Raw genomic sequence first — 14,039 nt, forward strand, 5'->3', positions numbered from 1 at the left:
GGGTGGGTGGCCCCGGCCCGATGCCGTTGCCGTTGCCGGGATCAGCCCGTCGGGGTGGGCGACGGCTGAGTCGCGACTGCCGCTTCCGCCGCAGAGAGGAGGGCGGCCGCGGTGTCCGATGTCAGGGGGTCGCCGTGGCCGAAGCAGGCCACCGAGGGGGCCAGGGCGGCCAGTCGGAGCATCGACTCGACGGCCCGGGCGCGGTCCACGTTGAAGACGCCGAGGATCACCTGGCCGACGCCGGCGATGCAGTCACCCGTGAACAGCACGCCGTGGGCGGGGAGATGGATGCCGATGCTGCCAGGGGTGTGCCCCGGAGCGTGGACGACGGCCGCCCCGCCGCCGAAGGGGAGCACCTCTCCGTCCTCCAACTCCCGGTCCACCCGGGTCGGCGGGGCCTCGGGGACCGTCAGCCCGTGTGCGTACAGCGGGAGTTCCCAGTCCAGCAGTACCGGCTCCGGGACCGGCTGCTCGCCGCGGATCACCGGTGCGTCGAGCCCGTGCGCCAGTACCTCCGCGCCCCAGCGGGCGGCGAGTTCGCCCGCCGCGCCGACGTGGTCGCGGTGGCAGTGGGTCAGGACGATCCGCTCCAGCCGCTCCGGCGGCAGCCCGAGGGAACGTATCGCCCCCTCGATCGCGTCCGCCGAACCGGCGTGGCCCGCGTCGATCAGGGTCAGATCCGCTCCGTCGCGCCAGAGGTAGGCCTGGCCGATGGGGAAGCGGAGCATGTGCAGGCGGTCGGGGATGACTTCTACGAGATCCATCACCCGAACGTACGGGGGCGAACCACGCCATCGGCGGAGATTGCGCCGGTAGCGTGGTTCGCCCTTGGCGGAGCGGGCGGGGATCGGGCGGGGAGCGGCGGGGCGCGGCGTGAGAGCCGCCTGCGGCACCGTCAGGCGCGCTTGGACTCCGCGTAGTTGACGAGGAACAGGGCCTCCGTGACCGACAGGCGCTCCAGCTCCTCCGGGGAGACGCTCTCGTTCACCGCGTGGATCTGCGCCTCCGGCTCGCTCAGGCCGATGAGCAGCATCTCCGCGTCCGGGTACAGCTCGGTCAGCGTGTTGCACAGGGGGATGGAGCCGCCCATGCCGCTGATCTGCATCTCCTGGCCGGGGTAGGCCGCCTTCATGGCCTGGGCCATCGAGGTGTATGCGGGGCTGTCCGTGTCCGCCTGGAACGGCTGTCCCTGGCCGATGACTTCGAGCTCCAGACGCGCCTTCCACGGGGTGTGCGCCACCAGGTGCGCCTCCAGCAGCTTGATCGCCTCCGCCGTGTCCACGCCCGGCGGCACCCGCAGGCTCACCAGCGCGCCCGCGCTCGCGTGCACCGAGGGGGTGGCACCGATCACCGGCGGGGAGTCGATGGCCAGCACGGTGACGGCCGGCCGGGACCACAGCCGGTCCGCGATCGTGCCCGCGCCGATCAGCTCGACCCCGTCCAGCACCTTCGCGTCGGAGCGGAAGTCGGCCTCCGGGTACTGGAGCCCCTCCCACACCGCGTCCGAGGCCAGCCCGTCCACCGTGGTCGAACCGTCCGGCGCGCGCAGCGAGGCCAGCAGCTGGATCAGGGCGGCCATCGCGTCGGGCGCGACCCCGCCGAACATGCCGGAGTGCAGGTTGCCGCCCAGGGTGTCGATCTTGACCTTCAGCAGGCACATGCCGCGCAGGGTCGCGGTGACCGTCGGCAGGCCCGTACGGAAGTTGCCCGCGTCGCCGATCACGACGGCGTCGGCGGCCAGCAGTTCGGGGTGGGCCGTCGCGTACTGCTGGAGACCTCCGGTGCCCTGCTCCTCCGAACCCTCGACGATCACCTTCACGTTCACCGGCACACCGCCGTTGGCCTTCAGGGCGCGCAGCGCGAGCAGGTGCAGGATGAACCCGCCCTTGCAGTCGGCGGTGCCCCGGCCGTACCAGCGGCCGTTGCGCTCGGTCAGCTCGAAGGCGGGGGAGATCCAGGCCGCGTCGTCCAGCGGGGGCTGCACGTCGTAGTGCGCGTACAGCAGGACGGTCGGCGCGTCCGCCGGGCCGGGCAGGAACCCGTACACCGACTGGGTGCCGTCGGGGGTGTCGAGCAGTGCGACGTCCTGGAACCCCTCGGCGCGCAGCGCGTCGGCCACCCAGTTCGCGGCGGCGTGGCTCTCGCTCTGCGGGAACTGTGCCCAGTCCGCCACCGACTGGAAAGCCACCAGCTCGGACAGCTCCTGCTTGGCGCGGGGCATCAGCGAGGCGACGGTCTCGGCGATCGGATGAGACGGCATGGGCACGCTCCTCTTGGGTGCGACGTTGGTGTACGTGTACGGGTTACGTATACGCCTCCCGCATGCGCGGGGTGTGCGTATGCGGGCTACGGCAAAAAGACTCTTCCGATCCTCGCACAACGGGGCAGTCGATCTCGCGCCGTAGGATTTCCCCGGCATCGGAGCAGGCATGAACCGCATGATCAGGAGCAGCAGCACATCGTGAGCAGCGACGAGAGCGACAGCGGCGACGTACGCGACGCGCAGGCAGGGCAGGCCGCTCAGGGGGCGGACGCGCAGACGGCCGGGGAGACGGGCGCCGGGGAGACCGCCGCCGGGGAGCCCGGCGAGGTGTGGGACGTGGTCGTGGTCGGGGCAGGGCCGGCCGGGTCCTCGGCCGCGCACGCGGCGGCCACCGCGGGACGGCGCGTTCTGCTGTTGGAGAAGGCGGAACTGCCCCGGTACAAGACCTGCGGCGGAGGCATCATCGGGCCCTCGCGCGATGCCCTCCCGCCGGGTTTCGTGCTGCCCTTCAAGGACCGCGTCCACGCGGTCACCTTCTCGCTGGACGGGAAGTTCGCCCGGACGCGGCGTTCGAAGCAGATGTTGTTCGGGCTGATCAACCGGCCCGAGTTCGATGCGGCGCTGGTCGCCGAGGCGGAGAAGGCGGGCGCCACGGTCCGTACGGGTACGGCCGTCGCGCGGGTGGAACAGCACGGGGCGTCCGTGCCCGACCGGCGGACCGTCGCCGTGGTCCTCGCCGACGGCGAGACCGTGCTGGCCCGGGCCGTGGTCGGCGCGGACGGCAGCGCGAGCCGGATCGGCGCCCACGTCGGCGTCGAGATGGACCAGGTCGACCTCGGCCTGGAAGCGGAGATCCCGGTCCCGGAGACGGTCGCCGCGGACTGGAAGGGCCGCGTCCTCATCGACTGGGGACCGCTGCCCGGCAGTTACGGCTGGGTCTTCCCCAAGGGGGACACCCTCACCGTCGGGGTCATCTCGGCCAAGGGCGAAGGCGCCGCGACCAAGCGGTACCTGGACGACTTCATCGCCCGGCTGGGCCTGTCGGGCTTCGAACCGGCGCTCTCCTCCGGACACTTGACCCGCTGCCGCAAGCCCGGATCGCCGCTTTCGCGCGGCCGGGTGCTGGTCGCGGGTGACGCGGCCGGACTGCTGGAGCCGTGGACCCGGGAGGGCATCTCCTTCGCGCTGCGCTCGGGGCGGCTCGCCGGGGAGTGGGCCGTGAAGATCTCCGAGGCCCAGGACGCCGTGGACGCGCGCCGCCAGGCCCTCAACTACGCCTTCGCCGTCAAGGCCGGGCTGGGCGTGGAGATGGGCGTCGGCAAGCGGATGCTGGAACTCTTCGAGGCCAAGCCGGGTCTGCTGCATGCGGCGATCACCGGCTTCCGGCCGGCCTGGCTGGCCTTCGCCCGGATCGCCCGCGGGTCGCTGACGCTGGCCGAGATGGTGCGTACGTACCCGCTGGCGCGCAAGGCTCTGCACGTGCTCGACGCGCGGCAGGCGCGGAGCCGGGCGGCGGAGGCCGAGGTCGGGGCCGGTTCCGGCTCCGGGCCCGGTTCCCGGCCTGAGGGCCAGGACGGAGCCCAGGGCGGGGGCAAGGGCTGAGCCGACGGGTGTGCCCGGGGGCGTGACCCGGGCCGAAGTCGCTGCTCCCGCTGGGGAGCGTTGAGCGCCGAGGTGCGGAGTGTGGCGGTCTTGCCGGGTGTGCCGGCGAGGCCGCCGCCGCGTTTTCGGGGCAGGGGCAGGGGCAGGGGCAGGGGCAGGGGCAGGGGCAGGGGGCGGGTTCGGGTTCTGCTCCGGGCGGGGCGGGGAGAGTGGCGGGCCGTCCGGTCCGGCCCCGGATGGTGCCGGGAGGGCGGCGGGCCGCTGGTGTCGGACCCGCGTGGAACCGGGAGGGCCGCGGGGCCGCCGGAGTCGCCGGTGTCGGCTCCGGGTGGTGCCGGGAGGGCGGAGGTTTCCCGAGGTCGCCGGGGCCGCCGGAGTTGCCCCGGCGGGGCGGGTCAGGAGGAGACCGTGATGCGGAAGACCGGGTGGTCGGGGGCGGCGGCGCGGAGCTCGGACTCGGAGGACTTCGCGGTGACCCCGTTGAAGAACCGGTTGACCTCCCAGCCCCACTTCTTCAGGTACCCGCGCAGGACGACGGCCTGCTCGGCGGGGTCGGTGAGCTCGGTGACGGTGAAGGTGTGCACGGTGCGGCCCAGGCGGAGCTCGCCGCCGCCCGCGGCGCGCATGTTGCGGACCCACTGGGAGTGGCCGCGGGCGGAGACCAGGTACCGGGTGCCGTCCTGGCTGTACGGGTTCACCGGGATCCGCTGCATCTTGCCGGAGGTGCGGCCGCGCACCGACAGCTCGGCGGTTCCGGCCAGGCTCATGCCGAGGCGGGCGAGCTTGCCGATGAGCGCGTTGAAGCGGACGTCGAGCGGGCCGGCCTGGACGTAGTACGGCTTGGGCGCGGTCATGGTGGCCTCCGAGGAGTTTGGGAGAGCACTGCTCTCGCTTGAGAACAGTGTGCACGGATCGGTGCTCCAAAACAAGAGCAGTGCTCTCGCAATGGATCGCCGCTCTCGTTGTTGGGCACTGCTCTGCCTGCGTGGCACACTGGCTCGCATGAGCACCGTGCGAGGGGCCAGAGAGCGGGCCCGCATCGAAGTCACCGCCGCCATCAAGGACGAGGCGCGCCGCGCGCTCGCGGCGGAGGGCGCCGCCAAGCTCTCGCTGCGCGCCGTCGCCCGCGAGCTGGGCATGGTCTCCTCCGCCCTCTACCGCTACTTCCCCAGCCGCGACGAGCTCCTCACCGCCCTCATCGTCGACGCCTACAACAGCGTCGGCGCCGCCGCCGAGGCCGCCGACGCCCGCTCGCTCGCCGCCGCCGGCGGCGCCCCCCGCGCCCGCTGGGCCGCGGTCTGCGGGGCCGTCCGCGACTGGGCGCTGGAGCACCCGCACGAGTACGCCCTCATCTACGGCTCGCCCGTCCCCGGCTACACCGCCCCCCTCGACACCGTCGGCCCCGCCTCCCGCGTGGGCAACACCCTCATCGGCATCGTCCGTGCCGCCTACGAGGGCCGCGGCATCTCCCTCCCGCCGCTCCCCGCCGAGCTGCGTCCCGAAGCGGTCCGCATGGCCGCGCACTTCGCGGAAGGTCTGCCCCCCGAGGTCGCCGCGGCACTCGTCGCCGCCTGGGCGCAGCTCTTCGGGCTGATCTCCTTCGAACTGTTCGGCCAGTTCGAGCGGGTCGTCGAGGACCGTGCCGCCTTCTTCGCGCACGCCGCCGGACAGCTGGCGCACGGGGTCGGACTGCCCGCCCTATAGCGAGCGGAACCGGGCCGTGCGGGGGTCGTCCGGAAGGTCCCCGGGCGGCCGTACCGGCGGGGGCGGGGAAAGTTCGCTTGTCAGTTCCTCGTACCGAAGCGGCGGAATCGACCCTGGTGCGCCCGGCGGCCCGTCTAGTGTTCCTCGAGCTGGGCTCCCGTCCCGGCTGTCGTCCCCGGCGCCCGGCCATCGCCCCGGCGCCTCCCCGCCGCCGCCCCGAGGAGCAGTCATGACCCGCGCCGCGAAGGCCGTTTACGCCGTCCTGGCCACCCTCTTACTCGCCGCGCCGGCGCCGGCCGTCATCGCGTCGGCCAGCTCGGAGCCGGGCCGGACCCAGGCCCAGGACCGCACCCCGGCCCTCGCCCCCGCCCCGACCCCCGAGGTGAGACCGACACCCCGGGCGGCCGGCGTACGGGGCCTTGAGATAGCCGTCCCCGCCTATGTCTGGGCCAACGACCCGATGCTCGTCGACCTCACCGCCACCAGTCCGGCCGCCTCGGTGGTGGTCCTCAACCCGGGCAACGGCGACTCCCCGTTCGACGCCCCCTGGCGGGCCCGCGCCGACGTCCTGCGCACCGGCACCACCGCCACCGGCGAGAAGACCAAGGTGCTCGGCTACGTCCACACCGACCACGGCAACCGCGACATCGCCGAGGTCAAGGCCTCCGTTGACAACTACCTGAAGACTGCAGACGGCCGCCTCCACGTGGACGGCATCTTCTTCGACGTCGTCAGTCGCGACTGCGGCCCGGGCAACGCCGTCCGCGACCACTACGCGGAACTCCGCAGCTACGTGCAGGACACCATGGAGGACATCGCGCCCGGCACGCCGGACCTGGTCGTCAACAACCCCGGTACGGCCATCGCCGACTGCTTCCTGGAGCCCGGCCGGCGCACCGCCGACGTCTTCGTCACCTTCGAGGACACGTACGCGGCCTACACGGGCCCCGGCTGGCTCGGTGGCAACGTCTTCAACGCACTCACCGGATACCGCTCCGGCGCCGAACTCGACCCGAGCGGCACCGCGTTCTGGCACCTCGTACACGACGTCCCCGACGCCTCGGCGATGCGCGCGACGCTCCGCACGGCCTTCGAACGCGGCGCGGGCTACGCCTACGCCACCAGCGCGAAGATGCCGAACCCCTGGGACGCCCAGCCCAGTTGGAAGTACCGAGCCCAGACCTGGTACGCCTCAACCCTGGGCTGATCCGCACCCCGTCCGCCCGACGGCGGTGATCTCGACGGCACGGCCGTCGGGATCGGTGAACCGGTGTCGCCCCGGGGCCAGCGCCGGGCGCATGTCCTCCGCGTCGACGGCCAGCCCCAGCCGCAGGGCGCCGGTAAGGCGGCCGTCGCGCGCCGGGTAGAGCTCGAGGACCATGCCGTCCGGGAGGACGGCGGCGTAGTGCTCGGGTCCGCGCCCGTGGCGTTCCGCGGCGAAGGCCAGGCCCAGGTCCCCGTAGAACCGTCGGCACTCCTCCAACCGCGGCGTGTACAGCACCAGGAGCGATACCCGGGCCGCGGACACCCGCCCTTCGCCGGCGGGGACGCCGGTCTCCGCCGGCGCCGCCTCCATCGCAGTGGCCGTTGCCGTTGCCGTTGCCATTTCGGGCCGTACGGCCGGGGAGTCCATGCGGCCCAGTCTAGGGCGCGCATCGAGTCGTGATCGATTTGCGGGAAGTGCCTTCGTGGCACGCTCCGGTCCGCTAGACGGCCTTACGTGACGCGAGTGCAACTGCCGCATCTGGCCTGGGAGTTCATCGGGCCGTACCTGCCGATCGGCGAGTACGGCCCGTACCCCGAGCGACTGCGGCAGTCGTTCGAACAGGCACTGGGTATGCCCCTGGGTGACGCGCTGAGGTGCCGGACGCCAAGGGCGGGCAGGAGTTGAGTCAACGGTCAACCAGCCGCGGACGCGGGGCTCTCGCCCGTGGATTCCGCGTCGGTGTCGTCGGTGTCGTCGGTGCCGACCGGTCCGCGGGGAAGCATCCGGTCCAGCCACTTCGGCAGCCACCAGTTGGTCCGGCCGAGGAGTGTCATGGTCGCCGGTACCAGGACCATGCGTACGACCGTGGCGTCGATGAAGATCGCGGTGGCCAGGCCGAGCCCGAACATCTTGGTGGAGGGGTCATCGGTGACGACGAAGGACAGGAAGACCGCCACCATGATGAGGGCGGCCGAGGTGATGATCCGGGCGGTGCGCGAGATGCCCTCGACGATCGCCGTGCCGTTGTCGCCGGTGCGCAGGTACTCCTCGCGTACGCGGGAGAGGAGGAACACCTCGTAGTCCATCGACAGGCCGAACAGGATGGCGAAGAGGAACGTCGGGATGAACGACACGATCGGAACCGTCGCTTCCAGCCCGATGAGTGCGCCTCCCCAGCCCCACTGGAAGACCGCGACCATGATGCCGTAGGCCGCGCCGATGCTCAGCAGGTTCAGCAGTACCGCCTTGAGCGGTACGAGTATCGAGCGGAAGACCAGCATCAGCAGCAGGAACGACATCGCCAGCACGGCGGCGACGAACACCGGCAGGCGTTGGCTGGTGCGTTGGCCCACATCGGACAGGCTCGCGGTGGCGCCGCCGATGTGGGCCCTGGCCGGGCCGTGCCCGATCGCTGTGGGCAGCACGTCGGTGCGCAGCCGGGCGATGGTGTCGGCCGTGGCCTTGTCCTGAGGGCTGGTGGTCGGGAACACCACGAGGGTCGCGATGCCGGAGGCCCGATCGATGTGCGGCGGCGCGACGGATGCGATGCCCGGATCCGCCGCGACCGCCCCGACGAGTCGGTCCAGCACTCCCGGATCACCGGTGGGGTCCGCGGCGATGACGAGGGGACCGTTGGTGCCCGGGCCGAACCCCTCGGCGACGAGGTCGTAGGCCCGGCGCTCGGTACGGCTGTGGGGCAGTGAGCCGTCGTCGGGCAGGCCGACGCGCAGGCCGAGCACGGGCAGCGTCGCGGTCAGCAGCAGCCCGGCCGCGCCGATCGCGTACGGCACCGGGTGCCGGCTGACGTGCCCGATCCAGCGCCGCCACCCGGAGGCGTGGGCGGCGCCCGCCACCGTGTCCCGCCGCCGTGCGAGTCGGCCCGGCTTCCTGGTCTGCAGAGCCCGGCCGATCCGGCCCGCCCGGGCCAGGCGCGGGCCCGCCGCGCCGAGGAAGGCCGGCAGCAGCGTCACCGACGCGAGCACCATCGTCAGGACGACGATCGAGACGGCAACCCCGCCCACCGTCATGAACGGCACGTTCGCGACCGCCAGGCCGAGGATCGACACGACGACGGTGCCGCCGGCGAAGACCACCGGCCGACCCGCCGTCGCCACCGCTCGTCCGGCCGCCGCCTGCGGATCGAGCCCGCACGCGAGGTACTCCCGGTGCCTGGCGAGCACGAACAGCGCGTAGTCGATGCCCACTCCGAGCCCGACCATGCTGCCCAGGACCGGTGCGAAGGTGGGGACCTCTGTCACCCCCGCCAGTACCGTCATCGTGGCGACCCCGATGGTCAGCCCGAAGACCGCCATGCCGATCGGCAGCGCGGCGGCGACGAGCGAACCGAACGCCAGGAACAGGATCGCGGCCGCGGCGAGGAGGCCGATCAGCTCGCTTGCGCCGCCGTCGGGGTCGGAGAAGGCGTAGAAGAGGTTCCCGCCCATCTCGATGCGCAGGGGCAGCTCGGCGCGCAACCGGTCGCCGAGATCGACGAGGGCGTCGAGGTCTTCGGCCGACAGCCGGCTCTGGTCGGGGTACTGCACCCGGACGACTGCGATCCGCCCGTCGGCCGAAACGAGGCCGCCGCGCACGGCGGTGTCCCCGCCCGCGTCGAGTGCCCCCGCCGGGTCGCTCGTGCCGAGCACGTGCGGCAGCCGCCTCACCTCGGTCTGCAGCCGCGTGAGAGCGGTGCGCGCGCCGTCGTCGTCGAAGAACGTCGCACCGTCGTCGAGGGGGGTGACGACCACTTGGGCGGTCATCCCCTCCTGGCCGGTGCCGGCTCGCTCGATCAGTTCCGCGGCCCGTTGGGAGTCCAGTCCCGGAGCGGTCATCGAGTCCGCGGTCCGCCCGCCGAAGGCGACGGCGGCGAGGACGGCGAGCGTGGCGGCGATCAGCCATGCCGCGATCACCCGCCAGGGATGGCGGGCGGCGCTTGCGCCCAGGCGCAACAGGGCTTTCGAGAGCATCGGGTCCTCCAACCACATCGGCGGCCGTCCTTGTACGGCCGCCGATGCCGAGGCTCCTCGCCACGGCGCTCCGCGGCATCGGCCCGCGGGCCGCGGATCCCTCGGCCCCAGGGCGGAGTGACGACCCGTCCTTTCGGCCGATGCGCGGCACGCCGCGGTCCCTAGGCTGAGAACCGTGCTACGAGACGACCTGCGAACCCTGTGGACCGAACCCCGGCCGCCCGACGCGCCCGCCCGGGTGTGGCGGGACTGGGCGCTGCTCGCCGTGGGCCTGGGCGGTGTGGTGCTGGAGGCCACCCTGCGCGAGAACGTCGTGTGGCGGCCGGTGGCGGTGGTGTTCGCCGTATGGCTGTGCCTGCTGCCCTTGTGGCGCCGGACCCGCCCACTGGCGATGGTCAAGCTGGCGTTCGGCTCGGTGATCCTGCTTCAAGTGGCCTCGCTCGTCGCCGCACCGCGCGAGCCGGTCGGCCTGGACATCGACGCGGTCGTGCTCGTGCTGGTGTACGCGCTGCCCCGGTGGGGATCGGGACGGGAGATCGTGCTCGGTGGCGCGGTGATCCTCGCGGCCTGCACCCTGGCGACCGTCACGTACGAGACCCCGGTCGTCGAAGAGGTCGGGGGCTTGGTCTTCCTGCTGCTGCCCGGCGTGGCCGGGGCTGCCGTGCGGTTCCGGGGGACCGCTCGCGAGCGGCAGTTGGACCAGGTGCGCTCCCGCGAGCGCGAGCAGCTCGCCCGGGAACTGCACGACACGGTGGCCCACCACGTGTCGGCCATGGTGATCATCGCCCAGGCGGGCCGGGTGCTCGCGGGCACCGACCCGTCCGCCGCAGTCGAGGCGCTGGAGGGGGTCGAGGAGGAAGGGGCGCGCACGCTGGAGGAAATGCGCGCCATGGTCGCCGCGCTGCGCGACCGCGGGGTCGGCGCCGAGCTGGCACCCCCTGCCGGAGTCGCGGATCTGGAGCGCCTGGTGCGCACCCCGGGTGGTCGCCTCAGGGTCGACCTGGGGCTCGACGGCGACCTGGACGCGCTGCCCCCGGCCGTGGACGCGGCCGTCTACCGGATCGTGCAGGAGTCGCTGACCAACGCGCTGCGCCATGCGGTCGACGCGACCGAGCTCGTCGTTCGGGTCGCCGCGGAACGGCACACGGTACGGGTGAGCGTGCGCGACAACGGCCGGCGCACCGGCCGGGGTCGCGACGGATACGGACTTACCGGACTTCGCGAGCGCGCGACCCTGCTCGGCGGCACACTACGAGCCGGACCGGGTGCCGACCGGGGCTGGCATGTCGAAGCCGAACTGCCGAGAGCGAGGAGCGAGAGCCGTGGCCATTCGCGTCCTCGTCGCTGACGACCAGACGATCATCCGCACCGGGTTGCGGATCATGCTGAACGCCCAGCCCGGCATCGAGGTGGTCGGCGAGGCCGCCGACGGGCGGGAAGCGGTACGTCTGGCCCGCGAACTACGCCCCGACGTCTGCCTGTTCGACATCCGCATGCCCGTACTCGACGGGCTCGAGGCCACCCGGCTGGTCGCCGGCCCGGGCGTCGCCGACCCGCTGGCCGTGGTCGTCATCACCACGTTCGACCTCGACGAGTACGTCTACGGCTCACTGCGTGCCGGCGCCCGCGGATTCCTCCTCAAGGACACGGGACCGGACCTTCTGGCGCAGGCCGTACGGTCGGCGTCCGACGGTGAGGCGCTCATCGCGCCCAGCGTCACCGTCCGTCTGCTCCAGGCATTCGCGGACCTGCCCGCCGGCCGGCCCGTGGCCCAGCCGGTCTACCCCGTCACCGCCCGCGAGGAGCAGGTGCTCCTCGCCGTCGCTCGCGGGCTGACCAACACCGAGATCGCCGATGCCCTGCACATCAGCCTCAGCACGGTGAAGACGCATCTGGCCAGCCTGATGGCCAAACTCGGCGCCCGCAACCGGGTCGAGATCGCGATGTGGGCCTACGAAACGCGCCGTATCCTCCCCGGAACCTGAGCCGGGTGCCGGGCCATGACCACCCGATGATCACGACTCGATACGCCCCCTAGGAGCGCCCGGGTTCCTGGCGGCCGTCGGTCTCCGGGCGCCGGGTGAAGCGCCACAGGACGTGGGTGATCCGGATGAGGAACACCGCCGCGGCCAGTGCGGCGCCGACCACCGCCAGGGTTCGGTCGGCGGTGGGGGAGAGGTCGAAGGCCAGGGTGGGGCCGTACAGCACCGCGAAGACGAGTGCCGCCGCGACACCGCCGCTGACGAAGGCGTACACGATCTCGATGGTGACCGCGTCCCGGCCGGCCTGACTCCGTTGTTCCATGGGCGCAGTCTCTCCGCGCGGCCCGCACCGCCACAAGGGGGCCCGGTGCGCCGACCGGCGGTTCGCGGGCAGAGGGGGTCAGATTCCGGCCGTGTCCACCCAGAGCCGGGCCAGTTCGGCGTCGCCCGTCACGCCAGGTCCGGTGAGCGGCTGCCGGTTCCACAGCGCCGAGTAGAGCCAGGAGGCCTCGCCCTCCAGCGTGCAGTCGGCCTCCTCGCCGTCCGCGTCCCCGCGCACCGTGCGCGCCGGCTCCTGGGACAGGCGTACGGTCCACACCGCGCCCGTGTCGGAGGCCCGTACCCGCATCACCCGCGGCTCCTCCGTCCGCACCCGGCTCTGCGGCCGCGCGTGGAAGCCGGTCAGCAGCTCGTCCACCCCGTCCTCCGCGAAGCCGGGGTCCACCACCCCGAAGGGCACGCCCAGCGCGGCTTCGGCATCCATCCGGTGCACCGTGGTCTCGTGTGCCTGGCGCCGCGCCCAGAAGGCCAGCGGCGAAGGCGGTGCGGTGGGCAGGAAGGTCCAGCACTGCGCGTCGGCCGAGGTCCCGCTCAGCGTCCGCACCAGCGTGGCGTGGCCCTCACGGAACCAGGCCAGCAGTTCCGCGCCCACCAACACCGGCGCCTCCGGGAACGGCACCCGCTCGGTCAGGCCCTGGGCCACGTACCCGGTGGCCCAGCGGTGCACGGAGCCGGTGTGCCGCAGCAGATCGGTGACCCGCCACTGTGGACAGGTGGGCACCAGGGCGTCCGTACCGGCCCGTTCGGCGGTGGCGGCGAGCTGCTCGCCCTCGCGGGCCACGGCCTTGACATAGCTGATGATCTCCATGCCGGGAGTCTCGCAGCCCCCCTCGGGAACACACAACGATCAACCGGCGCGCACAGATCGGCGCGGGCGTCGACGTCCTTGCCGCGCCACTGCTCGGGTGCCATGGAGGGAGGTGTGCCCAGCATTCAGCCGGTGCGCGTGAGCGCCTGCGTGACCTGCACACCGCGAGCGATGCCGAAGTCGCAGATCTTCACTGCGCGCCGATCGACGCCTCGCGCTGAAACCGCCCGGCAGTTCGGCCGCGGCATCGAACTCCAGGAGCAGCTTCAGCGCGATCGCGCGGCCGAGTTGGAGGCCGTACCCCCGGCACACCTCGCCCATCCCGCCACGTCCGAGCCGCTCATCGAGCCGGACGGAAGGATGATGGAGGTCGCGGAGCCGGTCACGGAGCAGGTCGTGGAGGAGGCGGTGGAGATCATGGAGCACCCGGGCGGCGAGCTCTTCCCTCGCGAGCGGACCGAGATCGTGCCCGGGGCCGTGCACGTGCCCGACTGGCTGGGGCCCGGGCTGCAGCGGGAGTTGGTGGAAGCCTGCCGGGGATGGGCCCGGCCGCCCGCGGGGCTGCGGACGGTACGCACGCCGGGCGGGGGGACGATGACCGCCCGGCAGGTCTGTCTGGGGCTGCACTGGTACCCGTACGGATACGCGCCCACGGCCGTCGACGGGGACGGTGCGCCGGTCAAGGCGATGCCCGACCGGCTCGCGCGGCTGGGGCGCGAAGCCGTGGCCGCCGCGTACGGGCAGGATCCGGGTCCGGACGTCGCCTACGACATCGCCCTGGTCAACTTCTACGACGGCGACTCCCGCATGGGCATGCACCGGGACGCCGAGGAGCGCTCCGAAGCCCCCGTGGTCTCGCTGAGCCTGGGTGATTCCTGCCTCTTCCGCTTCGGCAACACCGCCTCGCGCGGGCGTCCGTATCGGGACCTTGAGCTGCGCAGCGGGGATCTGTTCGTCTTCGGCGGGCCGGTCCGACGGGCCTTTCACGGGGTGCCGAAAGTCCTGCCCGGCACCGCTCCGCCGGGCCTCGGGCTCACGGGGCGGCTGAACATCACGCTGCGGGTCGGCGGGCTCGGCTAGTGCTGTGGCCGGGAAGGTTTGCCGGGTCGCGGCGTCCGGTGCGGTGCATCGCAAGGCGGAGGGCCACGGCTCGTACTGGACGTACTTC

13 protein-coding genes are annotated in these 14,039 nt (G+C 72.8%); 6 read left to right on the forward strand and 7 right to left on the reverse strand.

The window, feature by feature from the left end; translation table 11 throughout:
* Window positions 1-41: 41 nt before the first annotated feature.
* Together ACFWBW_RS34495 and ACFWBW_RS34500 are read right to left on the reverse strand one after the other, a co-directional pair.
* Window positions 42-764: an MBL fold metallo-hydrolase gene (locus tag ACFWBW_RS34495; RefSeq protein ID WP_385381280.1), complete on the reverse strand. Its 723-nt coding sequence runs from the start codon at window positions 762-764 to the stop codon at window positions 42-44.
* A gap of 131 nt (window positions 765-895) precedes the next feature.
* Entirely contained in the window at window positions 896-2,260 is a 1,365-nt protein-coding gene (locus ACFWBW_RS34500; RefSeq protein ID WP_385381283.1) for a dipeptidase, read from the reverse strand.
* Window positions 2,261-2,590: 330 nt separating this feature from the next.
* Between ACFWBW_RS34500 and ACFWBW_RS34505 the strand changes: the two genes are divergently transcribed.
* Window positions 2,591-3,865, forward strand: a complete 1,275-nt coding sequence (locus tag ACFWBW_RS34505) for a geranylgeranyl reductase family protein (protein WP_385381316.1) — start codon at window positions 2,591-2,593, stop codon at window positions 3,863-3,865.
* Window positions 3,866-4,260: 395 nt separating this feature from the next.
* On the opposite strand, the gene ACFWBW_RS34510 is transcribed toward ACFWBW_RS34505, so the two are convergent.
* Window positions 4,261-4,719: a nitroreductase/quinone reductase family protein gene (locus ACFWBW_RS34510; RefSeq protein WP_385381286.1), complete on the reverse strand. Its 459-nt coding sequence runs from the start codon at window positions 4,717-4,719 to the stop codon at window positions 4,261-4,263.
* A 148-nt stretch (window positions 4,720-4,867) separates the two neighbouring features.
* Here ACFWBW_RS34510 and ACFWBW_RS34515 point away from each other — a divergent pair, with 148 nt between their 5' ends.
* Together ACFWBW_RS34515 and ACFWBW_RS34520 are read left to right on the forward strand one after the other, a co-directional pair.
* Window positions 4,868-5,569, forward strand: coding sequence for a TetR/AcrR family transcriptional regulator (locus ACFWBW_RS34515; protein ID WP_385381289.1), 702 nt, complete (start codon window positions 4,868-4,870; stop codon window positions 5,567-5,569).
* Between the two features lie 229 nt (window positions 5,570-5,798).
* Window positions 5,799-6,776, forward strand: coding sequence for a spherulation-specific family 4 protein (locus tag ACFWBW_RS34520; protein ID WP_385381292.1), 978 nt, complete (start codon window positions 5,799-5,801; stop codon window positions 6,774-6,776).
* Here the strand turns inward: ACFWBW_RS34520 and ACFWBW_RS34525 are convergent.
* Together ACFWBW_RS34525 and ACFWBW_RS34530 are read right to left on the reverse strand one after the other, a co-directional pair.
* Window positions 6,762-7,202, reverse strand: coding sequence for a VOC family protein (locus ACFWBW_RS34525; RefSeq protein ID WP_385381295.1), 441 nt, complete (start codon window positions 7,200-7,202; stop codon window positions 6,762-6,764). The genes ACFWBW_RS34520 and ACFWBW_RS34525 overlap by 15 nt on opposite strands.
* 266 nt (window positions 7,203-7,468) lie before the next feature.
* Window positions 7,469-9,742, reverse strand: a complete 2,274-nt coding sequence (locus ACFWBW_RS34530; protein ID WP_385381298.1) for an MMPL family transporter — start codon at window positions 9,740-9,742, stop codon at window positions 7,469-7,471.
* Between the two features lie 175 nt (window positions 9,743-9,917).
* Between ACFWBW_RS34530 and ACFWBW_RS34535 the strand changes: the two genes are divergently transcribed.
* Together ACFWBW_RS34535 and ACFWBW_RS34540 are read left to right on the forward strand one after the other, a co-directional pair.
* Window positions 9,918-11,090, forward strand: a complete 1,173-nt coding sequence (locus ACFWBW_RS34535; RefSeq protein WP_385381301.1) for a sensor histidine kinase — start codon at window positions 9,918-9,920, stop codon at window positions 11,088-11,090.
* Window positions 11,065-11,727 carry a response regulator gene (locus tag ACFWBW_RS34540; RefSeq protein ID WP_385381304.1) on the forward strand — a complete coding sequence of 221 codons (663 nt, stop codon included), beginning with the start codon at window positions 11,065-11,067 and terminating at the stop codon, window positions 11,725-11,727. The genes ACFWBW_RS34535 and ACFWBW_RS34540 overlap by 26 nt, the downstream gene beginning before the upstream one ends.
* A gap of 49 nt (window positions 11,728-11,776) precedes the next feature.
* On the opposite strand, the gene ACFWBW_RS34545 is transcribed toward ACFWBW_RS34540, so the two are convergent.
* Both ACFWBW_RS34545 and ACFWBW_RS34550 read right to left on the reverse strand, forming a co-directional pair.
* The gene (locus ACFWBW_RS34545) at window positions 11,777-12,046 is read right to left on the reverse strand and encodes a DUF6332 family protein (protein WP_385381307.1); all 270 of its coding nucleotides are present in this window, start codon (window positions 12,044-12,046) and stop codon (window positions 11,777-11,779) included.
* A gap of 78 nt (window positions 12,047-12,124) precedes the next feature.
* Window positions 12,125-12,871 carry a maleylpyruvate isomerase family mycothiol-dependent enzyme gene (locus tag ACFWBW_RS34550; RefSeq protein WP_385381310.1) on the reverse strand — a complete coding sequence of 249 codons (747 nt, stop codon included), beginning with the start codon at window positions 12,869-12,871 and terminating at the stop codon, window positions 12,125-12,127.
* A 417-nt stretch (window positions 12,872-13,288) separates the two neighbouring features.
* On the opposite strand from ACFWBW_RS34550, the gene ACFWBW_RS34555 reads away from it, so the two are divergent.
* On the forward strand, window positions 13,289-13,951 hold the full coding sequence (locus ACFWBW_RS34555) for an alpha-ketoglutarate-dependent dioxygenase AlkB family protein (RefSeq protein ID WP_385381319.1): 663 nt from the start codon (window positions 13,289-13,291) through the stop codon (window positions 13,949-13,951).
* Window positions 13,952-14,039 lie beyond the last annotated feature (88 nt).

The organism is Streptomyces sp. NPDC059957, from assembly GCF_042730015.1.
Lineage (GTDB): Bacteria > Actinomycetota > Actinomycetes > Streptomycetales > Streptomycetaceae > Streptomyces.